Below are 26,739 nucleotides of genomic sequence, written 5' to 3'. Positions count from 1 at the left end.
CGAGACAACGGTCACGGGTAAGAGCAACCAGTGAACCTCCCGACGGCACCGCCTGTGCTCCTGCGCCGGAGCCGCCTGCCCAGCCGCAGAAACTGTACGACGGCACTGCGCCGCACCCCGGGCGCGGTGTGGAACAACGACGTGACCGACTGGGCCGCGGCGCTGACCTACTACGCCGTGCTCGCGCTCTTCCCCACCCTGCTCGTCACCGTCTCGTCCATCGGGATCATCGGCGACTCGGCGACCAGCGACCTCATCAGCCATGTCAAGGCCGTGGTCCCGGCCGCGTCGGGCGGGGTCATCGAGGACACGCTCGCCGGTATGGCGGACGAGCACACCGCCGCGTGGCTGCTGACCGTCACCGGCGCGATCGGCGCGCTGTGGTCCGCGTCGAGCTACCTCGGCGTGTTCCGCCGCGCCCTGCACGCCATGCACGGCACGGACGACCACCGGCCGGTGTGGCGGACGGCGCCGCGGACGGTCATGACCGCCGGGGTGCTGCTCGTACTGCTCGTGTCGAGCGCGGTGATGCTCATGCTCACGGGCGAGCTCGCCGGCTACGCGGGCCGCCTCCTGGGGGTGGACGCCGCGGCCGGCACCGCCTGGAACACGGTGAAGTGGCCCCTCCTGCTGTGCCTGGTCGCCGTCATGGTCCTGGTTCTCTTCCGCACCGGCCCCGCCGAGACGCGGGGGGTACGGCGACGGGCCGTGGGAGGGGCCCTGGCCGTGGCGTTGTGGCTGGTGGTCTCAGCCGGCTTCGCCCTCTACTCCTCGCACGTCGGCACCTATCACCGCCTGTACGGCTCGCTGGCCGGGATCGTCGTCTTCCTCGTCTGGCTGTGGCTGTCCAATCTCGCGCTCCTCGTCGGAGCCCAGTTCAACGCCGAACTCGCAGCGGTGGAGCGGCGGTGATCCCCGGCGACCGGTTCACCGGGCCGCCAGCGCGTCCTCGACGCTGGCGTGGATCGGGGTGGCGGCGCTCATACCGGTGATCTCCAGCAGCCGGTGAACCGCCGGAGTGGGCGCCGCGATGTGGAGATTCCCGTCGTTCTGACGTGTCTCGCGGGCGGCCTTGATCACCACGTTGAGGCCCGACGAGTCCATGAAGTCCAGAGCGGAGAGGTCCAGCACGAGATGGTGGCGCCCATGGTGGATCTGGTTGGCCAGGTGGGTGTGCAGAAGGGTCGCGGTGTCGAGGTCCAGCTCACCCCCGACGGTCAGGACGGCGGTGCCGTCGTCGGGGATACGGACTTCGATGTTCAGGTTCTCGGCCTCGGGGGACATGTTTCCTTCTCTCGGGGTGTGGTGTGGGGTGCTGTGATCGCGGTGTCTGTGATTACGGGGGCAGCCAGGTCATCCGACGTGCACACCGATCAGACACGTGTCGTCGTCGGTGTCGGAGCGGCTGTGGGTCAGCAGCCGGTCCAGGTACTTCTCCAGCTCCGGCGCGGGTTCCCGCGCGATGGCCATCAGGTGGTCCAGTGACTGCTGCACAGACCGGTCGCGCCGCTCGATCAGCCCGTCGGTGTACATCAGCAGCCGGTCGCCCGCTGCCAGCGTGACGAGGTGTTCCTCGTACGGCGCCTCGGCGGTGGCCCCGAGCAGGATCCCGCCCGGCAGCGGCAGGGCCGTTGACTCGTCGCCGCGGACCAGCACCGGCGGCGGGTGGCCCGCCCGTGCCCACCGCAACTGCCGTGTCGCGGGGTCGTAGATGCCGCAGACCGCCGTGGCCGTCACCTGGTCGGTCAGATGATGAGCCACGGAGTTCAGCCAGCCGAGCAGCTGCGCCGGTCCGGAACCGGTGGCGGCGAGGCCGCGCAGCGCGTTGCGCAGGACGACCATGCCCGTCGCCGCCTTGATCCCGTGCCCGGCCACGTCACCGACCGCGAGCAGCACCTGCTTGGTGGGCAGCATCACCGCGTCGTACCAGTCGCCGCCGACCAAGTGGCCTTCCTCGGCGGGCCGGTAGCGCACGGACACCAGCAGTCCGGAGGTGTCGACCGGGGCCGGGGAGGGCGGCATGATCGCCTGCTGAAGCTGCAGGGCCAGCCGGTTGCGTTCGGCGGACTGCTGTTCGGAGTCGGCGAGCCGGTCACGGGTGGCGGCCAGGGCGACCTCGGTCCAGTGCTGGGCGGAGACGTCCTGATAGGCGCCCCGGACGGCGAGCAGCTGCCCGGACGGGTCGGTGACCGGTTCGGCGACGATGCGGATGTGGCGCACCACGCCGTCGGCGCGTTGCAGCCGGAAAGCGGTGGAGGCGGCGTGCCGGTGGTGCAGCAGCGTGCGCAGGAAACGGCCGATGGCCACCGAGTCGTCCGGATGGGCGTGCTTGTGCAGCCGCTCCAGCGGTACGGGGGAGGAGCTGGGCGGGAGTCCGAAGAGGGAGAACAACTGGCTGTTCCAGATGATCCGCCCGCTGACGGTGTTCTCCTCGAAGCCGCCGATCCTCCCCAACCGCTGTGCGTGCTGGAGCAGTTCGGCCAGCCGCGTCGCCTCGTTCTCCAGGCGCCAGGTGAGCAGTACGGTGTCGCCGTACCGGCCCATTCCCACCGAGGCGACGGCACTGAGCGGTACGTCGTCGACCAGGGCCCCGAGGGCCAGTCGTTCGGCATGGAACGGCTCGCCCGTGGCGTGGACGCGCAGGACGTGCTCGTACAGTCCGCCGTCCCGTGCCGCCAGGGGGTACGCCTCCAGCAGGCTCATCCCGGTGACCGCGGTCCGGGAGCGTCCGGCCAGATCGGTGAAGTGCCCATTGGAGTGGGCGATACGGAAATCGGTGACGGCGTCCTGGCCGTCGAGCAGGGGCCGCAGGACCAGCGCGGGGTCGAGGAGTCCGTCGGCGAGGTCGACGAGCGTGCTCACCTCGTCACCGGGTTCGCTGCCGCCGCCGGCCGCCCGTACGTCGGTACCGGGCAGCGTGTGGGCGCACAGATCGGCGAGCGCGTCGAGCTGCCGGGTGGTGGCCGGGGTGAGCGGCGGCTGAGGGTGGGGCCAGCAGATCTCCAGGACGCCGAGGATGCGACCGGCGATCTCCGCGGGCAGCACGGCTCGCGCTCCCGCACTACCGCGGCCGTGGCCGATGCCGAGCGAGCCGTCCGGCAGCGAACCGTGCCACTGCGGGGTGCGCTCGGCCAGCACCTGCTGCGCGGGCGTTCCGACGCCGGGTGGCACGTACCTCCACCGCTCGGCCTCGCCGCGCGGGAAGCCGGCGTGGCCGGCCAGTATCAGCGCACCGTCGTGGCCGGCCGCCCACAGGGCCAGCGCGTGCGCCCCGAGGGGGCTGAGCGCCTGGTCGAGCAGTGACTCGGCCGCGGACTGGGGGTCGCTGGAGAGCGAGCCCGCCTCCGCCGCTCTCAGGCGCAGGACCGCGCCCGGGACTTCGCCCGCGTCCGGGTCCGTGTCCTTGTTCGCCGCACCGGTCGGCAGTGCCTCGGTGAAGGCGTCGTCGGACGCGGCGTTGACGACGTCGGCCGCCAGCTCCAGCGGCGGGAGCCGGGCGGCTTCCGCGAGATCCTCCAGGTAGCGCGCTGCTGCCGTCGGGCCGCCGTGCCCCCGCGCGACCAGAATGCCGGTGGCGATCCCGATCAGGGCCCGCGCGTCGGCGGACTCCTGCGCGAGGGCGAGGTCGCGGCGCAGCTGTTCCACGGTCGCGGCCAGCGCCTCGACCCGCTGTACGTCCCCGCTCACCGGTCGGGCCACCGGCCCGCCTGCTGCCCGACAGCCATCCGGCACCCGCCCCTCCCCATTGCCTGCTCCTTGCGGTCCGAGCGTGCGCCCGGGCTCATAGTGCCACAGTTGTCGTGCGGCAACCATGCGTCTGATTGGCGGCTGTTCGGGTGAATCTGCCCTGTTTAACCCATCTATGTCGCATGCCGCTCCGAATCAGGCGGTGGAGTCGCCCCACAATCCGTGAGCGTCCCGCATCCGTCAAGGAGAGTGATCATGCGTACACACCTGTCCGCTGCCGTCGCCGCAGCAGCCGTCGCCGCCACGCTCGTGGCCCCGGCCGCCGCCACCGCGGACACCCGCTCCGCGGTGACCGAGCACACCACCACCGCTGCCGCCGACATGGACAAGGACAAGGACAAGGGCAGGAAGGACAAGGACAAGGGCAAGCACAAGGACAAGGGCAAGCACAAGGACAAGGGCAAGAAGAAGCTGATCGCGATCGGTCTCACCAAGGACCAGAAGCTGGTCAAGTTCTACGTGAAGAAGCCCTGGAAGCTGTGGTCGCTGGGCAAGGTCTCCGGGCTGCGCAACGGCGACACCAAGCTGGTGGGTATCGACTTCCGGGTCCAGAACGGCCGGCTCTACGGCGTCGGAAACGACGGCGGAATCTACACCCTGAACACCGCCAACGCCCGGGCGACCAAGGTCTCGCAGCTGCAGGAGGACCTCGAAGGCACCTTCTTCGGCGTCGACTTCAACCCGGCCGCCAACCGCCTGAGGGTCATCAGCGACACCGGCCAGAACCTGCGCCACAACGTCGACGACTCGACCACCGAGGAGGACGACGACCTGCGTAACGCCATGGAGGCGCCCCCCGCCCTCGGCGTGACCGGCGCCGCGTACACGAACAACGACCTCAACGCGGCGACCGGGACGACGCTGTTCGACATCGACACCCTCAACAACCGGGTCTCCCTGCAGGTCCCGGCCAACTCCGGAATCCTGTCCCCCACCGGCAGCCTCGGCGTCGACCCCGGAACCAACGCCGGCTTCGACATCTACTACAACACCAAGACCGGCAAGAACCTGGGCTTCGCGGCGCTGAAGACCAACGACTGGTTCCGCTTCTACAAGATCAACCTGCTGAACGGGGCCGCGAGCAAGCTGGGCGACTTCCCGAAGAAGTGGCAGGTCACCGACATCGCGCTGCCCCTGAACCAGCGCTGACCCCGGTCCCGAACGAACCGTGCTGTGCCGGAGCGGTTGCTCCGGCACAGCCGTCGGCGGCGATCAGTTGAGGGGTCTGTCCCGAATGGTCAGTCGCTGATCACCCGCGCGGCGTCCGAGGTGAACGCGGACACGCCCCGCGCGGCCATCTGCCGTACGCCTTCGACGCCGTGACCGGCGATGGGCCGGTAGCCGATGACGGGAAGGCCTGCGGCGAGGGCCTGGACGGCCGTCTGCCCGGCCGCGTTGTCGATCAAGACCCGGGCTGACGCCATCAGCTGCGCCACGTCGGTCACCCAGCCCAGAGCGAGCACCCCCGGCAGCCCGGCGGCCCAGCGGCGCAGCCGCTCGTCATGCCCGCAGAGCAGTACCGGCAGGCAGCCGTGCCGGGCCAGCGAGCGAGCCGTGTCGGGCAGTCCCGAGCCCACCCCCACGCTCCCGCAGCCACGAGCACCGGCGGCCGCCCGGGCGCATGCCGGGCGAAAGCGGCCGGGTGGCGCTCACCTTCGACGACGGCCCGGACCCCGGGAGCACGCCGCACTTCCTCGCGGCACTGGACCGGCTCTCGGTACGGGCCACGTTCTTCGTCCTGGGCAGCCGGCTGGAGCGGTACCCGGACCTCGGGCGCCGGATCGCGGCCGAGGGCCATGAACTCGCCGTACACGGCTGGGCTCACGAGCGGCCGTGGAGCCCCCGGCCGGGCCGGGACGCGCGCGACGTGGCGCGTGCGGCGGCGGCCGTGCGCCGCGTGTCGGGCGAACAGCCCCGCTGGTACCGGCCCGCGTACGGCGTCCTCACCGGCGGCCGGTGGGCGGCCGCGCGCCGGGCCGGGCTGTCACCGGTGCTCTGGTCCGCCTGGGGACGGGACTGGACCGCGTGGGCCACCCCCGACAGCGTGCTCGACGAGGTGACCAGGACGCTGCGCGGGGGCGCGACGGTGCTGCTGCACGACTGGGTCGGTTCTGAACCCGGCTCACGGCAGGGGTGAGGGACTCTCGTCGTACGCGGGCCGCTGTGCCGGCACGTTCAGGGTGGCCGATCCACCCTTCTCGAAGCGCACGGTGACCTTCACGTAGTCGCCGCCCCGGATCGTCTGGCGCACGTCCCGCAGCACCAGATGGGTCTTGCCGGGTTCCAGCTGGTAGAGTCGTCCGGGCTGCAGGGGCAGCCCCTCGGGGAGCTGCTTTCCGTCGGGCTGCACGAGGTCCACGGACGCAGCCGCCGGAGTGCTCGCGCCGAGCAGGGTGTCCGGCTCCGAGCCCTCGTTGACCAGCCACAGATAGGCCGGCACGTCGTCGCCCGCCTTCCACGGCTCGGCGCGGGGTTCGGCCAGATGGGCGTACCGGATCAGGACCGAGCCGACGCGGGCGTTCTGGCCCGGAGCGTTCCACTCCTCCGGATCGAATCCCTCGTCGGATCCGCAGCCGCTCAGGACCAGGGCAAGGCCGACTATGACAGTCGCCAGGGCTGAACGGCCACGGCACCGGTGACGAGCGTGCGGCATGGCGGGGCACCTCCCGAATACGGCTTCGGTTCTCAACCGAACCACCATTCCGGGCGGGCTGCCACCGGCCCGCCCTACCCTCGCACGGCAGTTCGGGACGGGATCAGCTTCTCCGGCCGGAGGATGTCGCTGATCTGTTCCGGCGTGAGCAGGCCGCGCCTGACCACCAGCGCGGTGACACTGTGACCGGTGGCGAGTGCCTCCGCGGCCACGTCGGTGGCGGCCGGGTAACCGATGTAGGGGTTGAGGGCGGTGACCACCCCGATGGAGTGCTCGGCCGTGCGGCGCAGCTGCTCCTCGTTCGCGGTGATGCCCCTGACGCACCGGCCCGTCAGGGTCCGGCAGGCACTGGTGAGATGGGCCAGTGACTCAAAGAGACGGTGCGCGATGACCGGCTCGAAGGCGTTGAGCTGGAGCTGACCGGCCTCGGCGGCCATGCACACCGTGACGTCGTTGCCGATCACCTGGAACGCGACCTGGTTGACCACCTCCGGGATCACCGGGTTGACCTTCCCCGGCATGATGCTGGAGCCGGCCTGGACCGGCGGAAGACTGATCTCCGACAGTCCGGCGCGGGGGCCGGAGGACAGCAGCCGCAGATCGTTGCAGATCTTGGAGAGTTTCAGCGCCGCTCGCCTGAGGACGCCGGACAACTGCACGAACGCCCCGACGTCCTGGGTGGCCGCCACCAGGTCGGCCGCGGTCGTGACCGGGATGCCGGTGAGTGCGGCCAGATGCCGGCGGGCCGACTCCGGGTAGCCGGCGGGTGCGTTGAGTCCGGTACCGATGGCGGTCCCGCCGAGGTTGATTTCCGTGAGCAGCGCGGCCGCCTCCGCCAGCCGCTCGGTGTCCTCGGTGGTCATCGCCGCGTACGTGCCGAACTCCTGACCCAGCGTCATGGGGACCGCGTCCTGCAACTGGGTACGGCCCGTCTTGGCCACGTCCGCGAACTCGTCGGCCTTGCCCGCGAACGCGGCGGCCAGCTCCGCCAGGGCCGCCCGGAGCCGCCGGGCTCCGAGGTACAGCGCGATCCTGACGGCTGTGGGATACGCGTCGTTGGTGCTCTGGCTCAGATTGACGTGCTCCAGCGGATGCAGCCGGTCGTACGCGCCCCGCGGCAGTCCGAGCCGTTCCAGCGCCCGGTTGGCTATCACCTCGTTGGCGTTCATGTTGGTCGAGGTGCCGGCGCCGCCCTGGACGACGTCCACGACGAACTGCTCGTGCAGCTCTCCGCGCCTGATGTCCTCGCACGCCCCGGTGATGGCGTCGCACCGGACCGGGTCCAGGATCCCCGCGTCGCGGTTGGCCAGTGCCGCCGCCTGCTTGACGAGGGCGAGCGCGGTGATGAGGTCGGGGCAGGCGCCGATGGGCGTACCGGTGATGGGAAAGTTCTCCAGGGCGCGCAGCGTGTGCACCCCGTAGTAGGCGTCGGCCGGTACGGGACGGTCGCCCAGCAGGTCGTGCTCCGTGCGGACCAGGTCCGTCGTGGTCACAGCTGTCGCTCCAGGGGTGCGGTGAGGGGGCCGGACGTGCGCCGGTCGCGGGCCGCGCCGAGGGCCCGGCCGAGTACGCCGACGGCGAGCAGGAGCACCACGGTGCCGAGCGTGAAGGCCTCGAAGGCCGTCCGCGAGACGCCCCAGGTGTCGTGGAAGTCGTACGGCACGCCCAGCAGCGGTTCGAGGGTGCCGGGGAAGAGCGCTGTCCAGGAGCCCAGGAGGATCCAGCCGAAGACGAGGGCCGCGCAGATCCGGAAACCGGTGGTGCCGAAGGGGACCCGGTAGGGGCGCAGGACCTCGCCATGCCGCAGGTGCAGGGCGAGCAGGGCCGGGACGATCACGAGATAGGACAGCAGCAGCGTGGTGATCGCCACGGTGAGGACGACGCCGAAGACCGCTCCGGTGTCGCCGCTCACCAGGTTCATCGCCGCGACCATGAAGACGGTGGCGGTGACCCCGGAGAGCAGGTTCATGCGGACGGGGGTGCCGAGCCGGTCGTGGAACGCGCCGAGCGAGCGGCCGAAGAATCCGCCGTCGGCGGCCGCCATGGCCTGCATCCGGTCGCTGACGATCATCCAGGCGCTGCCCTGGGTCAGCAGCGCGAAGACGAACAGGACGGCGGCGGTGGTGAGCAGCGGGCCGCCCCAGCCGCCGTAGACGCCGAAGACGAGTGCGGTGGCGTCCAGGAAGCCGCCGATCCCGGTGACCTCGTTGGCGGGGGCGACGGCGAGGATCGCGAGGACCGGCAGGAGGTAGCAGCAGGCGGCGACACCGGCCGAGACGCCGATCGAGACGGGCACGTCGCGTTTGGGGTCGTGCATCTCGTCGCCGGCGGCGTTGGGCGCCTCGAAGCCGACGTACGCGAAGAGCAGGACGGGTACGAGTCCGAGGAAGCCCGCGGTGGTGGGGGAGAGCTGCGCGTCGTGCAGGCCCGCGAAGCCGTGCCGGCTGCCGTAGACGAGAGCGGTTCCGGTGAAGAGGAGGACGAGGCCGACCTTGGCCACCGCGCCGGCGGTGGTGATCCACTTGCCGCGGCGCAGGGAGATGACCGCGGTGAGGATGGAGATCCAGATGAAGGTCAGCTTGAAGGTGTAGTCGGCGACGGTGCCGCTGCCGAGGGGGAAGACGAAGCCGTCCCACGCCTGCGCCGCCGCGAAGACCAGGGAGCCGCCCAGCCACACGGGGTTGGTGACCCAGTAGAAGAGCGTGGTGAGCGCGGCGGTGAGCCGGCCGAAGGCGAGCTTGACCCAGACGTACGGTCCGCCTTCCTGCGGGAAGGCCGCTCCGGTCTCGGCGAAGAGCAGGGCGTAGGGGACGAGGAACAGCAGCGCGAGGGCGGCCGTCCAGGTGAGTGCTTCGCCGCCGCCGGTGGCGATCTGTCCGACGACGTCGAAGGAGATCACGGCGGCGATACCCATGGCCATGATGTCGAAGCGGCGCAGGCTTCGCTTCAGGTGGGGGACGGGGGGTGGGGCGGTCGTGGTGGTCGGGACGGCTGGAGCGGGAAGTGCGGGCACGGATCCTCCTGAACGGGACGCGCCCGGGGCGGCGCGTGGAGGGATGAGGGTGGGGTGGTGCGCGCTCCGGCGACGGGGCCGGGATGGGGCTGCGGTGGTGCGGGAGGCAGGGGGTGTCGGTTGTCGGGTGGCGGGGGAGGGCCGGGCCGACGGCCGGCGGGGGCCGTCGGCCCGCGCCGTCAGTTCCGGACCTCGCCGGTGGGGAGCGTGCGCTCCAGGACGGAGCGCATCGCGGACACGGTCTCCTTGGCCTCGGCCTCCGTCATGATCAGCGGCGGGGACAGCACGAGGCTGTGGGCGCAGTCGCGGACGATGACTCCGGTCTCGCGGCGGATGAGATCGGGCAGCAGCGGCTGGAGCATCGGGAGCGGCTCGCGGGTCTCCCGGTCGGCGACGAGTTCGACGGCGAGCATCGCGCCCACCGAGCGGACCTCACCGACCACTGGCAGGTCGCCGAGCTGGGCCTGGAGCTCGGCGTGCAAGTGGGCGCCGATCTCGGTGGCGCGGCCCAGCAGTCCTTCCCGCTCGATGATGTCGAGGTTCGCCAGGGCGACGGCGGCGGCCACCGGGTGGCCGTTGTAGGTGTAGCCCATCGGGAAGCCGTGGTCGCGCAGCAGGACCTCGGCGACGTGGTCGCCGACCAGCAGGGCGCCGAGCGGGATGTAGCCGGAGGTGATGCCCTTGGCGGTGACGATGATGTCGGGGGTCACGCCGAAGTGCTGGGCGGCGAACCACTGGCCGACGCGTCCGTACGCGGTGACGACCTCGTCGAGGATGAGCAGGATGCCGTGCCGGTCCAGGACCGCGCGGACCCGCGGCCAGTAGTCGTCCGGCGGCACGAGCATGCCGCCGACGCCCATGATGGGTTCGCCGATCATCGCGGCGATGTTCTCGCCCCCGATCTCGGCGATGCGCTCCTCGAGTTCGCGGATCAGGAAGTCGGTGACCGCTTCGGGGGTGCGCGCCTCGCCGCCGTACAGCTCGGTCCGGTACGGCCACGGCGGGGTCAGGTGCGAGACGTGCGGCATCATCGGGGCGAAGCCCTCGTGGTAGACCGGGAAGCCCGTGGCCGAGCCGCCGCCGTAGGCGACGCCGTGGTACGCCTTGTGCCGGGCCAGGACCCAGGTGCGCGAGGTGTCGCCGCGGCGGTGGTGGTAGTAGCGGGCCATCTTGATGGCGGCCTCGTTGCCCTCGGAGCCGCCCGAGGTGAAGTAGACGTGGCCCAGGCCCTCGGGGGCGAGGGACGTCAGGCGGGTGGCCAGTTCGATGGCGCGGTCGTTGGAGAACTCCCAGAAGCTGGTGAAGTACTCCAGCCGGCCCATCTGCTCGGCCGCCGCCCGGGCGACCTCCTCGCGGCCGTGGCCGATCTGGGCGAGCCACAGGCCGCCGGTGGCGTCGAGGTAGCTGCGGCCGTCGGCGTCGGTGAGCCGGCAGCCGGAGCCCTCGGTCATGACGACCCGCTCCTCGACGGTGCCCGGCAGGTAGGGGTGGATGATGTGGGCGCGGTCGGCGGCGGCGAGTTCGGCGGCCAGGAGAGGGCGGGTGGGGTGGGAGCGGGACATAGGTGTGGTTCCTTTCCGGCGTACGGGCGGGGAGAGTGGGGTTTGCGGGGTGCGACGGGCCGTCATGCGTAGGTGATCCAGGTCGTCTTCAGGCCCGTGTACTTGTCGAGTGCGTGCGGGGAGAGGTCCCGGCCGTGGCCGGACTGCTTGAAGCCGCCGAACGGAGTGAGCGGGCTGAGTGCGTCGACGGTGTTGACCGAGACGGTCCCGGCGTGCAGGGAGCCGGCGACGCGGTGGGCGCGGGCGAGGTCGCCCGTCCACACGGAGGCGGCGAGGCCGTACGGGCTGTCGTTGGCCAGCCGGACCGCCTCGGCCTCGTCGGTGAAAGGCACCACCGCCAGTACCGGGCCGAACAGTTCCTCGCGGACCAGCGGATGGCCGGCGGACAGGCCGGTGACGACGGCCGGTTCGAGGTACGCACCGGGGCCTTCGGGCCGCCGGCCGCCGGTCACGATCCGCCCGCCGTCCGACCGGGCGCCCTCCAGCGCGGCGACCAGCCGGTCCACCTGACGCTCGTCGACGAGCGGGCCGAGCCGGGTGGCGGGATCGAGGGGGTCGCCGGGGACGTACGAGGCGGCGTGCCGGGCGACCTCGTGCACGAACCCCTCGGCGATGTCGGCCTGGACGAGCAGCCGGGTGTTGGCCGAGCAGACCTGTCCGGCGTTGTAGCAGAAGCCCCAGGCGGCCCGTTCGGCCGCGGCGGCGAGGTCCGCGTCGGCGAAGACCAGGTTCGGGCTCTTGCCGCCGGCCTCCGGCCAGACCTGCTTCATGTTGGACTGCCCGGCGTACTGCTGGAACAGCTTTGCCACCGCGGTCGAACCGGTGAAGGCGAGTACGTCCACATCGGGGTGCAGGCCCAGCGCGCGGCCGGCCGTCGCCCCGAGGCCGGGCACCACGTTGAGTACGCCGTCGGGGATGCCGGCCTCCGCGGCGAGTTCGGCCAGCAGCAGGGCGGACAACGGTGACTGCTCGGCCGGTTTGAGAACGACGGAGTTTCCGGCGGCGAGCGCGGGCGCGAGCTTCCACGAGGCCAGGTCGAGCGGGAAGTTCCAGGGGACGACCGCGCCGACGACGCCGAGTGGGACCCGCTGGACGAGGGCGAGTTCACCGGGGCCGGTGGGCGCGGTCTCGCCGTACAGCTTGTCGGCGGCCTCGGCGTGCCAGGCGAAGCAGCCGGCCGCTCCCGGTACGTCGGTGCCGAACGACTCGGAGATGGGCTTGCCCATGTCGAGGGTGTCCAGCAGGGCCAGCTCCGCGCCGTGCTCCTCGATCAGCCCGGCGAGGCGCAGCAGCCGCTTCTTGCGCGCGGCGGGAGCGAGCCGGGACCAGCGGCCGTCGTCGAAGGCCCGGCGGGCGGCTGCCACGGCGGCGTCCACCTCGGGGGAGTCGCATGCGGCGACCTCGGCGGTGGTCTTGCCCGTGGCCGGGTCGACGGTGGCGAAGACGCCGCCCTCGGCGGTGGTCCAGTCTCCGTCGACGAAGGCCCGGGTACGGGGGCCGAGTCCCTCGGCGCGCCGCTGCCATTCGGCATGGGTGTGCGGGGTGGTGTTCATAGGGGGCTCCTGTCGGGATCCGTCACCGGGACACAGGGTTCCTTGAGGTTCTTTGAATCGAAAGTCAAACAATGGATGTCGGGAGTGTCAACGGCTGGAGAGGTGGAACTTGAAATACCTGAACTGGTCGGTAAAGAATTGGGGCCATGGCGAGACCGAAGAACCAAGGCGCCCGGCGCGAGGCGCTCATCGACGCGGCAGGCCGGGCCATCTCCGAGCGGGGCATCGCGGGGCTGCGGATCAAGGACATCGCGGCCGAGGCCGGCGTCTCCGCGGGATCAGTCCTCTACTACTACCCGGAGCTCGACGAGCTCGTCTTCGAGGTCCACCAGGACGCGGTGGAACGGTTCCTCGCGGACCGGCACCGCCGGACCGACGGCGTCCCGGACCCGGTGGAGCGACTCCGCCGGGCCGTGGCCACCGGCCTGCCCGCCGGCCCGGACGACCCGGCCCACCGGCTGCTGTACGAACTGCACGGCCGCGCGGACCGCAGCAGCGCGCACGCCGCACTCATGGGCTCGCTCTTCGCCCGGGAGACCGCCCTGTACTCCACGATCCTCGAAGTGGGCGTGGCGGCGGACGTCTTCACGCTGACCGAACCGGTGGCCGACGTGGCCCGCAATCTGGTGACCCTCGAGGACGGCTACGGCCTGCACATGGTGAGCCGCAACGCCGCCGTCGACCACGAGGCGGCGCTGCGGCTGATCCTGGGCTACGCCCGGGGTGTCACCGGCTGCTCCCGGCTGTGAGCCGCTGCCGCTGCCGGGGGTCGGTGGCCAGATCGGCGGCGGTCAGCGCCAGCGCGGTGGCACCGGCGAGGACCGCCGCGTCGGCCGCCGGCGTCACACAGTGGGCGGCGAACTCCTTCTGGTGGTTGACGGCGGGCAGCGAGTCGATCCCGATGTAGGGGTGGATGGCCGGCAGGACGCGGGAGACGTTCCCCATGTCGGTCGACGCCCGGTTCATCCGCGCGGCCGGGTCGCCCGGTTCCGCGAACCGGCGCCCCACCCCCAGCGCGTTGCGCCGGTAGCACTCCAGGAGCGCCGCGTCGGCCCGGAACTCGGAGTACGGCGGGCTCTCCGGTTCGATGCCCAGCTCGCACCCGGCCGCCAGGGCCCCCGCGGCGAAGCAGTCCTCCACCCGGGGCTGGACGCGGGACAGCTCGTCCAGCGTGGCGGCGCGCACGTACCACCGTCCCTCGGTGCGCTCCGGGATGGCGTTGGGGGCCTCACCGCCCCGGGTGAGGAGGCCGTGCACGCGTACGGTCGGGGGCAGTTGCTGGCGCAGCAGCCCGATGGCGACCTGGGCGACGGTGAAGGCGTCGGCGGCGTTGCGGCCCTGCTCGGGGTAGGCGGCCGCGTGCGCCTCGGCGAACGCGTCGAGCATGGCCCGGGGCACGCCGGGGTTCGCCAGCAGGTTGCCGGCGGCCACCGCGTCCGGGCCGAGCGCGTGCGCGTACGTGCCCAGCGCGCGGCTGCCGGAATGGTGGGCAGGGACGCCCGAGACCCCGATCACCGTCAACTGCCGCCAGTCGCGGTGGGGTTCGCCGCCCACCGTACGGCGCATCGCGTCGGCCGCGTCCCCGCTGCCGGTGACCAGGTGTTCCAGCAGCCGCGGACCGAGCCGCGGGTCGGTGACGTTCTGGGAGCAGGCCGCGCCGACTCCCGCGCGTACATGGGCGCAGCGGGCGGCGACCGCGGGGCTGGACGAGGTGACGGCGACACCGAACTGGCCGGTGCGCAGGCAGCGAGCGGCGAGGGAGAACGTCACAGCGTCTCTCCTCGCTCCGCGGCCCTCGCCAGGCGGACACGCTCCGCCTCGGCCCGGCGTCCGGCGGGGATGACCGCGGTGGCGTCGATCTCCACCAGCCATTCGGGCCGGGCCAGCGCCGAGAGCACCAGGCCCGTGGAGACGTAGTGCACCCCCTTGAGCCACCGGCCCATCACGCGGTACACGGGTTCGCGGAACCGTATGTCGGTCAGATAGACCGTGATCTTGACGAGGTCCTCCAGGCGGCTGCCGGACTCCTCCAGCAGCATCGCGATGTTGGCCATCGCCCGCTCGGCCTGGGCCTCGACGTCTCCGGCTCCGATGCTCTCCCTGGTGTCCAGGTCCTGCCCGATCTGGCCGCGCAGATAGACCGTGCCATCGGCGACGACGGCCTGGGCGAGATCGTTGGACAGACTCTGCTCGGGATAGGTCTCGGCGGTGTTGAACCGCCGGATGCGGTGGTGCCGAGGGCTCACTTGGCGTTCCTCCCCAGAGTGCCGAGCACGTTGTCCGACAGGCCGGCGGCGTACTTGACCAGGTCCAGCGGCCCGTCCCAGTCGAAGTTGCGGTAGACCGAGGCCAGGTGCGCGAACGGCGGGGACTGGGCGAACAGCTGGAAGGTCAGCCGGTGTCCGGCGTAGTCGGAGTTCAGCAGGTCGCGGGCGTACGCGAGGAGCTTGCGGCGGTCCTCGGCGACCCAGTTGTCGTTGACGGAGTAGAACTTCTCCAGCCACGGCCCGGTGTCGGGGTGGTCGAACGACGCCTTGTCGGGCGTGATGCAGATCTGGCCGCCGCACAGCTCGCGGGCGATGTGCATCATCTCGTGCAGCTGGGAGCAGGCCAGCACCCGGCCGGTGTAGAGCAGCGACTGGTTCGGCATGAGCAGCCCGCCGGGGCTGGGCTCGGCCATCGCCACCGCGGCCGTGAGGTGCGCGTTGATGCCCTCGCGGTAGCAGGCGAGCGTCGCCAGCTTCTCCTGGACGGCCTGCTGGCGCTCCAGCCCGGTCTGCTTCACGTTCCACAGCGCGGCGCCGATCATCAGGTCGGCGAGTCGCAGATTGCGCTGGGTGAAGGCGTACGCGCTGTATCGGTGGAGGGTGGCGCGGATGAACGTGGCCGCCCTGGTGTCCCGGTAGAACAGCACGTTCTCCCACGGGATCTCGACATCGTCGAAGACCACGAGGGTGTCCACCTCGTCGAAGCGGTTGGCGAGCGGGTAGTCCTCGGCCGGGGCGCGGCCGGCGAAACCGGTGCGGCAGATGTACTTCAGGCCCGGCGAGCCCATGTCGAGCATGAACCCGAGCGCGTAGTCGGACAGTTCGGAGTCGCCCCAGTTGGCGATGGTGGGCTTGGTGAACGCCTGGTTGGAGTAGGCGGCCGCGGTCTCGTACTTCGCGCCGCGCACCACGATGCCGGAGTCGGTCTCCTTCACGACATGCAGCAGCATGTCCGGGTCCTGGTCCTGCGGCCGCTTGGACCGGTCGCCCTTGGGGTCGGTGTTGGCCGACACGTGGAACGGGTCGCCGAAGCACGCCTGGTTGATGTGCCGGCGCACGTTCGCGCTGTACGTGGGATTGATCTTGTTCAGCACGTCCTGGCCGTCGATCAGGGACCAGACCTCGCCGATGGTCTCGTCGCCGACCCGCGTCACCACGCCGCCGACGTCGCTGAGTACGGCGTCGGTGGCCGCCCGCTTGGCGTCCCAGTCCTCGCGGGTGGTCGGCGGCTTCTGCTGGACCGCGTTGACCTCTCCGGTCTCCGGGTCCCGGTACGTCATGACGTCACGGGTCGCCGGGTCGTGCGCCATGTCGTAGATCCGGGCGCGGATGTCGACCAGCGGCCTGAAGGCGGGGTGGGCCGTGACGTCGGGGACCTTCTCCCCGTTGATCCAGACCTCGCGGCCGTCGCGGATCGAGTCCCGGTACTGCTCTCCGGTACGGATCATCGTGCGTGTACTCCCTGCTGTACGTCGATCTGCTGTACGTCGATCGGGCGGTGGGCGCCGTAGGCGCGGGCGTGGTAGAGCAGCGGCGCCTGAGCGGAGGAACTGCTGGCCAGGACGGTGCCGACCAGGATGAGATGGGTCCCGGACGCGGTGGTCTCGGCGAGCCGGCAGTCGAACGCGGCGGCCGCGCCGGCGAGGACGGGCGCGTCGGTCTCCAGCCGCTGCCAGCGGGCGCAGCCGAAGTCGTAGGGCTCACCGGTGCCCGGGCGGCCGGCGAAGGTGTCGGAGACGTGCGCCTGGCCGACACCGAGGACGTTCACGGAGAAGACGCCGTTGTGGCGTACCGCTTCCACCAGCGGGCTGCGCCGGTTGACGCAGACCAGCAGCGAGGGCGGATCGGCGGAGACCGAGCACATGGCGCTGACGGTCTGCGCGAAGCGGCCGGCGGGGCCGTCGGTGGCGACGACCGTCACGCCCGTAGCTGCGTTGCCCATGGCGGCGACGAACTGCTGACGCGTCATACACCCCTCCCAGGGTCGTGGAGCTGTGGGGATCTTCAGGCGGCTGAGTGCCGTGTCCTCACTATGGGGAGGGGGAGTAGCATCAGTAAAGCAGTTCTTTTAATGGAGGCTCATCAGAAAAACAGAGGAGATCGGGTCATGTCCGCACCGGTGGGCTTCACGCTGGTCCAGCTGCGCTACTTCACCGTCGCGGCTGAGGCCGGCAGCATGACGGCCGCAGCCGAACAGCTGCTGATCGCCCAGTCGGCGGTCTCCGCGGCGGTGTCCAACCTGGAGCACGAGCTCGGCGTGCAGCTGTTCATCCGGCGACGCGCCAAAGGGCTCACCCTGACCCCGGCCGGGGAACGCCTCCTCCATCAGGCACGCAAGCTGCTGGCCCATGCCCGGGAAGTCGCCGAGGAGGCACAGGGCACCGGAGACTCCCTCACCGGGCCGGTCGTGCTGGGCTGCTTCATCACCCTGGCGCCGTTTCACCTACCGGCGCTCCTGGACGAGTTCGCGCGACGCCACCCCGCGGTCGAGGTCGGCGTCATGGAAGCCGAAGCCGCGGAGCTGGCCGAGGCCCTGCGCGCCGGCCGGATCGAGTTCGCCCTCACGTACGACCTGGGCTTCGGCGACGACGTGCTCCGCGAGCCCCTCGGCTCCGTGCCCGCCTACGCGGTCGTCGCACCGGACCATCCGCTGGCCGGCCGGGACGCTGTCGACCTGGCCGAACTGGCGGGCGAGCCGTTCGTCCTGCTCGACCTCCCCTACAGCCGGGACTACTTCTGGTCCCTGGTGAAGGCCGCGGGCGCCACACCCCACGTGCGCCACCGCTCGCAGAGCTACGAGGCCGTACGCTCCCTGGTCGCCCGAGGGCACGGCTTCTCCCTTCTGAACCAGCGGCCGGCGACCGCCCAGACCTATGGCGGCGGCGAGGTCGTCGCCCTGCCGCTGACCAACGAGCATCCTCCACTGGACCTGGTGCTCGCGCGCCTGGCCGGCGTACGTCAGACGGCCCGCGCCAGGGCGCTGATGGACGTGACGCGGCGTGTGGTACCCCGTTGACGCGCCGGGACCGGGCCCCCGGGCCGGGCGACGGGGGGTCGCGGGGTCGGCCGGGGCGGAGAGACGATGGATGGCATGTGCGCAGCCGAAGCGTTTCCCGAAGGCCCCCGGCCTTCCGGAAGTGTGACGTCTGAGCCCGGTGGGCTGCTGGATGTGCTGAGCGTCGCCGCCGTCGTGCTGGACGGAAGCGGGCGGATCGTGCTGTGGAGCCCGCAGGCCGAGGAGCTGTTCGGCTACACCGCCGGTGAGGCCCTCGGCGAGTTCGCCGGCCAGCTGATGGTGCACGAGGAGCACCTGGACGTGGTGGTCGACCTGTTCACCCGGGTCATGGCGGGAGAGGGCACCTGGGCAGGGGTCTTCCCCGTGAAGCACAAGGACGGCGGCACCCGGCTGGTCGAGTTCCGCAACATGCGGCTGGAGGACGAGAACGGAGACGTGTACGCCCTGGGGCTCGCCACCCGCGAGGCGACGCTGGGCCGGGTCGAGCGGGATCTGGCGCTGTCCACCCGCCTGATCTCCCAGTCACCCATCGGACTGGCGGTCGCCGACACCGACCTGCGCTGCGTCGCCGTCAACCCGGCGCTGGAGCGCATCAACGGCCTGCCGACCGGCGGACACGTGGGCCGGCCCGTCCGCGAGGCCCTGCCCTTCCTGGACACCGAGGCCGTCGAGTCCTCGATGTACGACGTTCTGGCCACCGGTGTCCCGGTTCTCGACCAGGAGTTCGTCGGGCGCGCCGCGGCTGATCCGGAGAACGAGCGCGCCTGGTCGGTGTCCTTCTACCGGCTGGAGACGTCGAACGGGAAGGTGGTGGGAGTGGCGACCTCTGTCGTGGAGGTCACCGAGAGGTATCTCGCCCGGGCCGAAGCCGTCCAGGCCCGGCGCCGCCTGGCCCTGGTTGCGGATGCCTCCCTGTCCATCGGCACCACGCTCGACCTGGACCAGACCGCCCGGGAACTCGCCGAGGTGTCCGTGCGGGACCTGGCCGACGTGGCCGCGGTGGACGTGCTCGACAGCATCCTGAACGGCCGCCCGCCCGCCGCCCCGCCAGAAGGCCCCGCCGTCTTCCGCGCGCTCGCCCTGGCCGCCTCCCGGCCCACCGAGGCCCTGCAGGCCGCCGACCCGCCCGGCGAGGTCGCCCGCTACGAGGCCGACCGGCTGGTCACCCAGTGCGTCAACACCGGCCTGCCGGTCAGGGTGGCCCGGGTGGGCAGCGACGACCTGCCGCGGATCGCCCGCGGACCCGAAGCCGTCGCGCTCCTGGCCGCCGCCGGAGTGCACTCCTACCTGGCCGTACCGCTGATCGCCCGCGGCGAGGTCCTCGGCGCCCTGGACCTCAAGCGCACCCGCAACAACCCGGCACCGTTCACCGCCGACGACGAGGTCCTGGCCGGAGAGCTCGCGGCCAGGGCGGCCGTGTGCATCGACAACGCCCGCTGGTACCAGCAGGTGCGCAACACGGCCCTCACCCTCCAGCGCAGCCTTCTTCCGCAGCGGCCGTCGGACCAGCCCGGCCTGGAGATCGCCTCCCGCTACCAGCCCGCCCAGGCTGCCAGCGAGGTGGGCGGCGACTGGTTCGACGTCATCCCGCTGACCGACGACAAGACCGCGCTCGTCGTCGGCGACGTCATGGGCAGCGGCATCAGCGCCGCCACCACCATGGGCCAGCTGCGCACCGCCACCCGTACGCTGGCCGAACTCGATCTCGAGCCCGCCGAGGTACTGCGCCACCTCGATCACATCACCGACCGCATGGGCCAGACCTTCACCACCTGTCTCTACGCCGTCTACGATCCCCGCCACCAGCGGCTCCTCATCTCCTGCGCCGGACACCTGCCGCCGGTTTTGGTGCGCCCCGGCCGGCCTTCCGAACTGCTCGGCCTGCCCACCGGAGCCCCGCTCGGCGTGGGTGACGTCGTCTTCCGCACCACCGGGCTCGATCTGTACCCCGGCGACGCGCTGGTCCTGTACACCGACGGCCTGGTGGAGACCCGCCACCACGCCATCGACGAACGCCTGGACGCGCTCACCGGCCTCCTGGACGAGCCCCTGCGTTCTCTGGAGGAGACCTGCGACCGGCTCCTCGACGCGCTGCGCCACCCCGGGGACCACGACGACGTGGCGCTGCTCATCGCGCGGGCCCGCCCGGCCGGGGACCGTCACTGACCGCGGGACTGTCACCGGCCGCAAGCAGGGGCTGTTCCGCCCAGATGACCTTGCCGGTGTCGGTGTACCGCGTACCCCAGCGCTCCGCGAACTGGGCCACCAGGAACAGTCCCCGCCCGCCCTCGTCCGTCGTGGCGGCCCGCCGCAGATGCGGGGACGTACTGCTGCCGTCGCTGACCTCGCAGATCAGGGTCCGGTCCCGGACCAGGCGTACGCGGATCGGGTCCGTGCCGTAGCGCAGGGCGTTGGTGACCAGCTCGCTCAGGATCAGCTCCGTGGTGAACGCCGCCTCCTCCAGACCCCATTCGGCCAGCGTCCGGGCCGCCGCCGACCGCACCCGGCCGACCGCCGACGGGTCGGCCGGTACGTCCCAGACGGCGCTCCGGTCCGCCCTCAGCTCCCGCGTGCGGGCGACGACCAGCGCGATGTCGTCGCGGGGCCGCTTGGGCAGCAGAGCCGTCAGCACCGCGTCGCACGTCTCGTCCGGCGTCCGGCCGGGGTGGGCCAGTGCCTGCCGCAGCAGCTCCAGACCCTCGTCGATGTCCCGGTTGCGGTCCTCCACCAGCCCGTCGGTGTAGAGCACCAGACTGCTGCCCTCGGGAAGCTCGAGCGCGGTCGTCTCGAACGGCAGACTGCCCAGGCCCAGCGGTGGACCACCGGGCACCCCGGGGAATTCGACCCGCCCGTCCGGGTGCACGATCGCCGGTTCGAGATGGCCCGCCCGGGCCAGGGTGCACACGCGGGTGCCCGGGTCGTAGACCGCGTACAGACACGTGGCCCCGGTGACCGAGGCGACCGCGCTGTCCTCGGTCTCGTCCTGGTCGAGCCGGGTGACCAGCTCGTCCATGTGCCACAGCAGCTCGTCGGGCGGCAGGTCCAGGGTGGAGAAGTTGTGCACCGCGGTACGCAGCCGGCCCATGGTGGCGGCCGCGTGCAGCCCGTGGCCGACGACGTCGCCCACCACGAGCGCCACCCGGGCGCCCGGCAGCGGGATCACGTCGAACCAGTCCCCGCCGACGCCGCCCCGGCCGGCCTGGGCGGGCAGATAGCGGTGCGCGACGTCGAGCGCGTTCTGCTCGGGCAGGGCTTGGGGGAGCAGGCTGCGCTGCAGGGTGACGGCCATGGTGTGCTCACGGGTGTAGCGGCGGGCGTTGTCGATGCTCACCGCCGCCCGGGCCACCAGTTCCTCGGCCAGCGACATGTCGTCGTCCTCGAAGGGCTCGGGCTTCTCCGACCGCCAGAAGGTGGCCACCCCCAGGATGACGCCGCGGGCGCGCAGCGGAGCCGCGATCATCGAGTGGATCCCGTACGCGACGAGCCGGTGGGCCCGCTCCGGGTCCTGCACCTGCCAGCCGGAGAACGTCGACATGTCCGCCTCCAGTACGGCCTTCCCCGACTCGAAACCGGCGGCCTGCGGCGTGCTGGGCAGAAAGTGGATCAGACTGCCGGTCGCGTACAGCGGGGTGTCGTCCCGGATGCCCCGGAACGCGATCCGGCGCATGTCCGCACCGCCCTCCACCGGCTCCTCCCCGCGCAGGACCGGGTCCGCCAGGTCGACGGTGACGTAGTCGGCGAACCGCGGGACCGCGAAGTCCGCCAGCTCCTGGGAGGTACGGATCACGTCGAGGCCGGTACCGATCTCCATCCCGGCGTCGTAGAGCAGCTTCAGCCGTCCCCGTGCCACATCCGCCCGGCCCGTCAGAGCCCGCAGCTCGGTGGTGTCGCGCAGCGTCGCCACGGTGCCGGAGGGCCCGGCGCTCCGGTCGGCCGGCCGCTGGTCGGTCAGCCGCTGGTTGACGGCCAGCAGCCGGTCCCCGGCCACGTGCACCTCGTCGCTGGCGACCCGCCCCGAGACCAGCAGCCGGGCGGTGCCCGGGTCCAGACCCAGATCGGAGACCGGGCGGCCCTCCACGTCCGCGGGCAGATCCAGCAGCCGGCGCGCCTCGTCGTTGGCGAGCAGGATCCGGCGGTCGGCGCCGAGGATGAGCACCCCCTCCCGCACCGCGTGCAACACCGCGTCGTGATGCTCGTACATGCGGGTCATCTCGACCGGGCCCAGGCCCCGGGTCTGGCGCTGCAGCCGTCTGCTCACCAGCGCGGTCCCGGCCGTGGCGAGGACCAGCACCCCGGCGGCGGTGCCCAGCAGCAGTGGAAGCTGCTCCTCGACCACACCGCTCACGCTCTCGATCGTGATCCCGGCGGAAACCAGACCGACGACGTTCCCGTCCCGGCCGGTGACCGGAACCACGGCCTGCACGAGCGGCCCGATGGTTCCGGTGATCATCTCGGTGACGATTCCGCCCGCGAGTGCGGGCTCCAGATCGCCGACGAACTTCTTCCCGATCCGGTCGGTCAACGGGTGGGTGTAGCGGATTCCGTCCGTGTTCATGACGACGATGAAGTCGACCCCGGACCGCTTCCGCGCCTCCTCGGCCCGTGGCTGCAGCACGGCCGTGGGATCCGGGCCGGCGAGAGCCTCCTCGATGCCGGGAGCGCTCGCGAAGGTCTCGGCCACGGCGACGGACCGGTTGCGCGCTTCCCGCTCACTGTCCGTACGTGACTGCAGCACGAGGGCCAGTACGGCGGCCACCACGAGCAGCACCACGACCGCCACCTGGAGGACGAAGACCTGACCGGCGACGGTTCGCACTCCGAGGATCGAGCGCAGGCGCCCGAAGGATCCGCCCATGACTTCATCTAACACCGTCGTCCTCACCTGCGCGCGACTCCGGATCCGCGTCTGGACGGGTGGAGCGGTCACGGCCAAACCTCGCTGCGGCGTGGCGTGCGGCCCAATGGGTGATAACCGGCTCCGCGCCACTCGAAGAGCGCAAAACGTCCCTCACTTGCGGCCTTCTCCGGTGGTGCGAAGCCGGAATCCGGCTGACGGTGGATCACGTCGCCACTGCGATCCGATGAGCGGACGTTGTGTCAGCCCACGCAGCGGCGTCGAAAGGAATGTGCCCCAATGCGCTCTGCCCGCACCCTGTTCGCCTCAGTCACTGCCACCGCTCTCCTCGCGCTGTCGGCTCCCATCGCTACCGCCATCACCACGGACGACTGGGACAAGGACAACGGCTCCTCCCACAGCAAGAAGGACGACCACGACGAGTCCAAGAAGGACGACTACGGCAAGGACGAGAAGAAGGACGACTACGACAAGGACGACTACGGCAAGCACGAGAAGAAGGACGACTACGACAAGGACGACTACGGCAAGGACGAGAAGAAGGACGACTACGACAAGCACGACAAGGACGACTACGACAAGAAGGACGACTACGACAAGAAGGACGACTACAAGAAGGACGACCACGACAAGCCGCACGGCGGCGTCCACACCGGTGGCGGCGCGATGGCGATGACCGTGGCGGGGGACTGGGACGACGAGAAGAAGGACGACGACAAGAAGGACGACTACAAGAAGGACGACGAGAAGAAGGACGACTACGACAAGGACGACCACGGCAAGGACGAGAAGAAGGACGACTACGACAAGGACGACTACGGCAAGGACGAGAAGAAGGACGACTACGACAAGGACGACTACGGCAAGCACGAGAAGAAGGACGACTACGACAAGAAGGACGACTACGACAAGAAGGACGACTACAAGAAGGACGACCACGACAAGCCGTACGGCGGCGTCCACACCGGTGGCGGCGCGATGGCCCGCACCGTGTCGGGCGACTGGGACAAGGACGAGTACAAGAAGGACGACTACAAGAAGGACGACTACGGCAAGGACGACTACAAGAAGGACGACTACGGCAAGGACGAGTACAAGAAGGACGACTACGGCAAGGACGAGTACAAGAAGGACGACTACAACGGCTACGGCAAGCACGAGAAGCCGTACGGCGGCGTCCACACCGGTGGCGGCGGCATGGCACTGAGCGGCGGCAGCCTGGCTGCCGGCTCGGTTCTGCTCCTCGGTGGTCTCGGCGCCGGCGCGTACCGCCTGCGTCGCCGCAACTCGACGGGCGGTGCGGCCGCCTGATGAGGCCGGACCACTAGCACGTCGCTGCACTGTCGCGGCCGCCGCCCCCCTCGGGCGGTGGCCGCGGCGATTGCGTTTCCGCTCCGCGGCGCTTTCCGCCGCCCGCTCAGCCCACTGACGCCCCGTACGAAAGGCACAGTCGCATGGCCGCCCCGCAGTCGTCCGGTTCGAACCCGTCCGAGACCGCCCCTGCGAACCCGCCCGAGTCCGAGTCCGCCTCCGTCTCCCGCCCCCTCGGCCGCGCGCTGCTGTGGCCCGCCATGGCGGTCTGGCTGGGCTTCCTCATGCTCTACAACTCCCTCGACACCCCGGTGGACAACAAGCCGCTGGCCCGCCCGGCGGCCGTGTCCCCGGCACCCACCGCGGCCTCCGCCTCCCCCTCCGCCACCGCGAAGACTCCCGCCCCGGTCGGTCCGGCGATGCACCGTTCTGTCCCGAAGCGGATCTCGATCATGGAGATCGGCGTCAACGCGCCCTTCATGCCGCTGAAGATCGGTCCGTCCGGTCAGCTCGACGCGCCACCCCCGGACGACAAGAACCTGGTCGGCTGGTTCCAGGGCGGTGCGACGCCCGGTGAGCGGGGCACCTCGATCGTCGCCGGGCATGTCGACACCAAGACGGGCCCGGCCGTGTTCCTGCTGCTCAGCATGCTCAAGCCCGGCAGCAAGGTCGACATCACCCGGGAAGACGGCACAGTCGCCACGTTCACGGTGGACTCGGTGGAGAAGTTCAGCAAAGCGAAGTTCCCCAACGAGCGGGTCTACGCCGACACCCCGTCCGCCGAGCTACGTCTGATCACCTGCGGCGGCGAGTACGACAGGAAGGCCAAGGACTACGTGGACAACGTCGTGGTCTTCGCCCACCTCGACTCCGGCAAGCGCGCCTGAACCGCGGGCCCGCCGAGCGGCTTGGTGTGTACCTGACGCTAGAGTGCGGTGTTTGTCGATGTGCCGTACGGGCGGAGGGGGATGACGTGAGTGGGCAACTGAAGGATACGGCGGGCGAGTTGGCCGAGGTGCTGTGGCGTGAGCACACCGTGTACCGGGACCGGGCCGGGGGAGTCGTGATCCGGGGCGAGCACGTGCAGCGCTGGATCAGTCTCGCCCCCGCCGGTGGCAAGGGTGAGGTGCTCGTCCGCGCGGGCCGCATCCTCGACGGCGGCACCACGGCCCCGGCGCGCTCGGAGGCGATCGTGCCGCTGGCCGCCGGGACGGGCGAGCTCGCCGCCACCTGCCGCCGTCTGCTCGCCGAGACGGCTGCCGACGCGGCGCCGCGGGCGCCGAGGCCGGCAGCGCCCGGCCGGTCCGGCAGGTCGTCCGGCCGGCCCGGCCGCCCTGGCCGCACCGGCCGGCTCAGACGTCGGGGGCGCCGGGACAGACACACGAGCTTCGGCTCCTGGATGATCCTCACGTGCCTGGTCGGTCTCGTCGCCCTGTACGTCTACAGCACGGCAACGATCGGCGGGTAGCCGCGGACCGGGGTGCCCGGCCGCCGGTTGAGGCCGGGGATCCGGGGTAGTCGGGGGAGCCGGAAGCGGTTCACGAGCCGCCGGCGCGGCGGACGCAGACGACGAGGGAGCAGTCATGCTGGATGACGCGGCGAGGTCGGACGGCCCCGTTCTGGTCGGTGTCGCGGAGGGGGCCGGCCAGGAGGCCGTCGTGCGCTACGCGGCCCAGCAGGCGTCGATGCACGGCAGGCCGCTGCACGTCCTGCACGCCACCGAGCAGCCGCCGGGGAGGGAGACCGCCCCGGAGCGGGGAACGACGGTCGTGGCTCCGCTGGTGGCGCTGGCCCGAGCGGAGTTCCCCGGGCTCCAGGTGACGGCGGAGGCGGTGCCGGGCCGGCCCGCTGCGGTACTCCTGGAGCGGTCCTCGCAGGCGGCCTGGCTGGTGGTCGGTCACCGGGGGAGCGGCGGTTTCGCCCGTCTCCCGCTGGGGTCGGTGAGCTGGCAGGTGGCCACCCATGCCGACTGCCCGGTGGTCGTCGTCCGCCCCGGCGGAACCTCGGCCCCGCCGGAGAACCGGGTCGTGGTGGGGGTGGATGTCTCCGATGTCTCCGGGCCGGCCCTGGACCTGGCTTTCGCCGAGGCCGAGCTGCGCGGGGCGCGGCTGGAGATGCTGCACGCCTCGTTCCATCTCGGCCAGATGCCGGGCGGCCCGGGCATGGTGGTACCGGACTTCGACGCCTTCGACAACGCGGCGCGCGAGGTACTCGCGGAAGAGGCGGCCAAGCGCCGCGACCGGTACCCGGACGTGGGCGTCGATGTGCGCCTGGAGCGCGTCCGGCCGGCAACCGTACTGGCGGAGGCATCGCGAGGTGCGGCCCTGCTGGTGGTCGGCTCCCACGGCCGGACCGGCCTGCGCCGGCTGCTGCTCGGATCGGTGAGCGCGGAGGTGCTGCACACCGCGGAATGCCCCGTCGCGGTGGTCCCCCCGGTGGACGGAACCCCGGCGTAGGGCCTGTCCGGCGGATCATGGCCGGGGCCACGACGCCCCCCCCAGCTACCTCCCCCAGACTCCGTCCGGGGGTGCCCCCATGGAGGTGCCCCCAGGCACGGCACCTCGCCGCGTTGCCGAAATGCCCGAACAGCTCCGCTATTAGGGCACTCCGGCGCCTTGCGATGCGCCGCACCAGACGCCGCGTCCTATCCGGCCCTGATCCGCCGGACCTAGCCCGGTAGCCGCCGCAACGGTCTGCCCTGTTACGGCGATGCGTGCGCCGGGCCACACGTGTTTCTCCCGTGCTGCGCCGGCTTGACGCCG

Annotated in this window: 22 protein-coding genes and 1 pseudogene; 10 read left to right on the top strand and 13 right to left on the bottom strand. The window is 71.3% G+C overall.

Annotated elements, in window-relative coordinates:
- Positions 1–30 precede the first annotated feature (30 nt).
- On the top strand, positions 31–912 hold the full coding sequence (locus ACWV17_RS24225; protein WP_455355730.1) for a YihY/virulence factor BrkB family protein: 882 nt from the start codon (positions 31–33) through the stop codon (positions 910–912).
- A gap of 15 nt (positions 913–927) precedes the next feature.
- Here ACWV17_RS24225 and ACWV17_RS24220 read toward each other — a convergent pair whose 3' ends face one another.
- Positions 928–1,284 carry an STAS domain-containing protein gene (locus ACWV17_RS24220; RefSeq protein WP_455355729.1) on the bottom strand — a complete coding sequence of 119 codons (357 nt, stop codon included), beginning with the start codon at positions 1,282–1,284 and terminating at the stop codon, positions 928–930.
- A gap of 69 nt (positions 1,285–1,353) precedes the next feature.
- Positions 1,354–3,813 carry a SpoIIE family protein phosphatase gene (locus ACWV17_RS24215; protein WP_455361366.1) on the bottom strand — a complete coding sequence of 820 codons (2,460 nt, stop codon included), beginning with the start codon at positions 3,811–3,813 and terminating at the stop codon, positions 1,354–1,356.
- Positions 3,814–3,942: 129 nt separating this feature from the next.
- On the opposite strand from ACWV17_RS24215, the gene ACWV17_RS24210 reads away from it, so the two are divergent.
- Entirely contained in the window at positions 3,943–4,896 is a 954-nt protein-coding gene (locus ACWV17_RS24210) for a DUF4394 domain-containing protein (protein WP_455361365.1), read from the top strand.
- 89 nt (positions 4,897–4,985) lie between these two features.
- Here the strand turns inward: ACWV17_RS24210 and ACWV17_RS24205 are convergent, their stop codons facing one another.
- Entirely contained in the window at positions 4,986–5,324 is a 339-nt protein-coding gene (locus ACWV17_RS24205) for a glycosyltransferase (RefSeq protein WP_455361364.1), read from the bottom strand.
- Positions 5,325–5,374: 50 nt separating this feature from the next.
- Between ACWV17_RS24205 and ACWV17_RS24200 the strand changes: the two are divergent.
- Positions 5,375–5,848: pseudogene (locus ACWV17_RS24200) on the top strand (polysaccharide deacetylase family protein); the annotation flags it as partial.
- Between the two features lie 21 nt (positions 5,849–5,869).
- Here ACWV17_RS24200 and ACWV17_RS24195 read toward each other — a convergent pair.
- From ACWV17_RS24195 to ACWV17_RS24175, 5 genes are all read right to left on the bottom strand, one after another.
- On the bottom strand, positions 5,870–6,400 hold the full coding sequence (locus tag ACWV17_RS24195) for a copper chaperone PCu(A)C (RefSeq protein WP_455355724.1): 531 nt from the start codon (positions 6,398–6,400) through the stop codon (positions 5,870–5,872).
- Between the two features lie 74 nt (positions 6,401–6,474).
- The gene (locus tag ACWV17_RS24190; RefSeq protein WP_455361363.1) at positions 6,475–7,893 is read right to left on the bottom strand and encodes an aspartate ammonia-lyase; all 1,419 of its coding nucleotides are present in this window, start codon (positions 7,891–7,893) and stop codon (positions 6,475–6,477) included.
- The gene (locus ACWV17_RS24185) at positions 7,890–9,413 is read right to left on the bottom strand and encodes an APC family permease (RefSeq protein WP_455361362.1); all 1,524 of its coding nucleotides are present in this window, start codon (positions 9,411–9,413) and stop codon (positions 7,890–7,892) included. Before ACWV17_RS24185 ends, ACWV17_RS24190 begins: the two co-directional genes overlap by 4 nt.
- Before the next feature lie 179 nt (positions 9,414–9,592).
- Positions 9,593–10,975: an aminotransferase family protein gene (locus ACWV17_RS24180; protein WP_455361361.1), complete on the bottom strand. Its 1,383-nt coding sequence runs from the start codon at positions 10,973–10,975 to the stop codon at positions 9,593–9,595.
- Positions 10,976–11,037: 62 nt separating this feature from the next.
- Complete coding sequence (locus tag ACWV17_RS24175; protein WP_455361360.1) at positions 11,038–12,528, bottom strand: aldehyde dehydrogenase family protein; 1,491 nt, start codon at positions 12,526–12,528, stop codon at positions 11,038–11,040.
- A 146-nt stretch (positions 12,529–12,674) separates the two neighbouring features.
- Between ACWV17_RS24175 and ACWV17_RS24170 the strand changes: the two genes are divergently transcribed.
- The gene (locus ACWV17_RS24170; protein WP_455361359.1) at positions 12,675–13,277 is read left to right on the top strand and encodes a TetR/AcrR family transcriptional regulator; all 603 of its coding nucleotides are present in this window, start codon (positions 12,675–12,677) and stop codon (positions 13,275–13,277) included.
- Here the strand turns inward: ACWV17_RS24170 and ACWV17_RS24165 are convergent.
- The 4 genes from ACWV17_RS24165 to ACWV17_RS24150 are packed head-to-tail and all read right to left on the bottom strand — an operon-like array spanning position 13,255 to position 16,764.
- Positions 13,255–14,298 carry a DUF1028 domain-containing protein gene (locus tag ACWV17_RS24165; protein ID WP_455361358.1) on the bottom strand — a complete coding sequence of 348 codons (1,044 nt, stop codon included), beginning with the start codon at positions 14,296–14,298 and terminating at the stop codon, positions 13,255–13,257. The two genes, ACWV17_RS24170 and ACWV17_RS24165, sit on opposite strands and share 23 nt — an antisense overlap.
- Positions 14,295–14,774, bottom strand: a complete 480-nt coding sequence (locus ACWV17_RS24160; protein WP_455361357.1) for a RidA family protein — start codon at positions 14,772–14,774, stop codon at positions 14,295–14,297. The genes ACWV17_RS24165 and ACWV17_RS24160 overlap by 4 nt, the downstream gene beginning before the upstream one ends.
- Positions 14,771–16,243, bottom strand: coding sequence for a 4-hydroxyphenylacetate 3-hydroxylase family protein (locus ACWV17_RS24155; protein ID WP_455355715.1), 1,473 nt, complete (start codon positions 16,241–16,243; stop codon positions 14,771–14,773). The genes ACWV17_RS24160 and ACWV17_RS24155 overlap by 4 nt, the downstream gene beginning before the upstream one ends.
- Positions 16,240–16,764: a flavin reductase family protein gene (locus ACWV17_RS24150; RefSeq protein WP_455355714.1), complete on the bottom strand. Its 525-nt coding sequence runs from the start codon at positions 16,762–16,764 to the stop codon at positions 16,240–16,242. Before ACWV17_RS24150 ends, ACWV17_RS24155 begins: the two co-directional genes overlap by 4 nt.
- A 138-nt stretch (positions 16,765–16,902) precedes the next feature.
- Here ACWV17_RS24150 and ACWV17_RS24145 point away from each other — a divergent pair, with 138 nt between their 5' ends.
- Together ACWV17_RS24145 and ACWV17_RS24140 are read left to right on the top strand one after the other, a co-directional pair.
- Positions 16,903–17,811, top strand: coding sequence for a LysR family transcriptional regulator (locus tag ACWV17_RS24145; protein WP_455361356.1), 909 nt, complete (start codon positions 16,903–16,905; stop codon positions 17,809–17,811).
- A gap of 75 nt (positions 17,812–17,886) precedes the next feature.
- Positions 17,887–19,977, top strand: a complete 2,091-nt coding sequence (locus ACWV17_RS24140) for a SpoIIE family protein phosphatase (protein ID WP_455355712.1) — start codon at positions 17,887–17,889, stop codon at positions 19,975–19,977.
- Here the strand turns inward: ACWV17_RS24140 and ACWV17_RS24135 are convergent.
- Positions 19,940–22,666 carry a SpoIIE family protein phosphatase gene (locus ACWV17_RS24135; RefSeq protein WP_455361355.1) on the bottom strand — a complete coding sequence of 909 codons (2,727 nt, stop codon included), beginning with the start codon at positions 22,664–22,666 and terminating at the stop codon, positions 19,940–19,942. The genes ACWV17_RS24140 and ACWV17_RS24135 overlap by 38 nt on opposite strands.
- Positions 22,667–22,945: 279 nt before the next feature.
- On the opposite strand from ACWV17_RS24135, the gene ACWV17_RS24130 reads away from it, so the two are divergent.
- From ACWV17_RS24130 to ACWV17_RS24115, 4 genes are all read left to right on the top strand, one after another.
- Positions 22,946–23,977: a hypothetical protein gene (locus ACWV17_RS24130; RefSeq protein WP_455361354.1), complete on the top strand. Its 1,032-nt coding sequence runs from the start codon at positions 22,946–22,948 to the stop codon at positions 23,975–23,977.
- A gap of 143 nt (positions 23,978–24,120) precedes the next feature.
- Entirely contained in the window at positions 24,121–24,864 is a 744-nt protein-coding gene (locus ACWV17_RS24125) for a class F sortase (protein WP_455355709.1), read from the top strand.
- A gap of 86 nt (positions 24,865–24,950) precedes the next feature.
- The gene (locus tag ACWV17_RS24120) at positions 24,951–25,445 is read left to right on the top strand and encodes a hypothetical protein (protein WP_455361353.1); all 495 of its coding nucleotides are present in this window, start codon (positions 24,951–24,953) and stop codon (positions 25,443–25,445) included.
- Between the two features lie 115 nt (positions 25,446–25,560).
- Positions 25,561–26,433, top strand: a complete 873-nt coding sequence (locus ACWV17_RS24115) for a universal stress protein (protein ID WP_455355707.1) — start codon at positions 25,561–25,563, stop codon at positions 26,431–26,433.
- Positions 26,434–26,739: the final 306 nt, after the last annotated feature.

The sequence above is a fragment of the Streptomyces mabaensis genome, assembly GCF_053763515.1.
This window is presented reverse-complemented; position numbering and strand designations above follow the sequence as displayed.

What these genes read in the sequence shown, in the direction of transcription:
- ACWV17_RS24140 (WP_455355712.1), top strand. Translation starts at nt 17,887, where the DNA reads ATGTGCGCAGCCGAAGCGTTTCCCGAAGGCCCCCGGCCTTCCGGAAGT.
- ACWV17_RS24220 (WP_455355729.1), bottom strand. Translation starts at nt 1,284, where the DNA reads ATGTCCCCCGAGGCCGAGAACCTGAACATCGAAGTCCGTATCCCCGAC.
- ACWV17_RS24125 (WP_455355709.1), top strand. Translation starts at nt 24,121, where the DNA reads ATGGCCGCCCCGCAGTCGTCCGGTTCGAACCCGTCCGAGACCGCCCCT.
- ACWV17_RS24130 (WP_455361354.1), top strand. Translation starts at nt 22,946, where the DNA reads ATGCGCTCTGCCCGCACCCTGTTCGCCTCAGTCACTGCCACCGCTCTC.
- ACWV17_RS24210 (WP_455361365.1), top strand. Translation starts at nt 3,943, where the DNA reads ATGCGTACACACCTGTCCGCTGCCGTCGCCGCAGCAGCCGTCGCCGCC.
- ACWV17_RS24155 (WP_455355715.1), bottom strand. Translation starts at nt 16,243, where the DNA reads ATGATCCGTACCGGAGAGCAGTACCGGGACTCGATCCGCGACGGCCGC.
- ACWV17_RS24145 (WP_455361356.1), top strand. Translation starts at nt 16,903, where the DNA reads ATGTCCGCACCGGTGGGCTTCACGCTGGTCCAGCTGCGCTACTTCACC.
- ACWV17_RS24170 (WP_455361359.1), top strand. Translation starts at nt 12,675, where the DNA reads ATGGCGAGACCGAAGAACCAAGGCGCCCGGCGCGAGGCGCTCATCGAC.
- ACWV17_RS24215 (WP_455361366.1), bottom strand. Translation starts at nt 3,813, where the DNA reads ATGGTTGCCGCACGACAACTGTGGCACTATGAGCCCGGGCGCACGCTC.
- ACWV17_RS24135 (WP_455361355.1), bottom strand. Translation starts at nt 22,666, where the DNA reads ATGGGCGGATCCTTCGGGCGCCTGCGCTCGATCCTCGGAGTGCGAACC.
- ACWV17_RS24150 (WP_455355714.1), bottom strand. Translation starts at nt 16,764, where the DNA reads ATGACGCGTCAGCAGTTCGTCGCCGCCATGGGCAACGCAGCTACGGGC.
- ACWV17_RS24175 (WP_455361360.1), bottom strand. Translation starts at nt 12,528, where the DNA reads ATGAACACCACCCCGCACACCCATGCCGAATGGCAGCGGCGCGCCGAG.
- ACWV17_RS24115 (WP_455355707.1), top strand. Translation starts at nt 25,561, where the DNA reads ATGCTGGATGACGCGGCGAGGTCGGACGGCCCCGTTCTGGTCGGTGTC.
- ACWV17_RS24180 (WP_455361361.1), bottom strand. Translation starts at nt 10,975, where the DNA reads ATGTCCCGCTCCCACCCCACCCGCCCTCTCCTGGCCGCCGAACTCGCC.
- ACWV17_RS24195 (WP_455355724.1), bottom strand. Translation starts at nt 6,400, where the DNA reads ATGCCGCACGCTCGTCACCGGTGCCGTGGCCGTTCAGCCCTGGCGACT.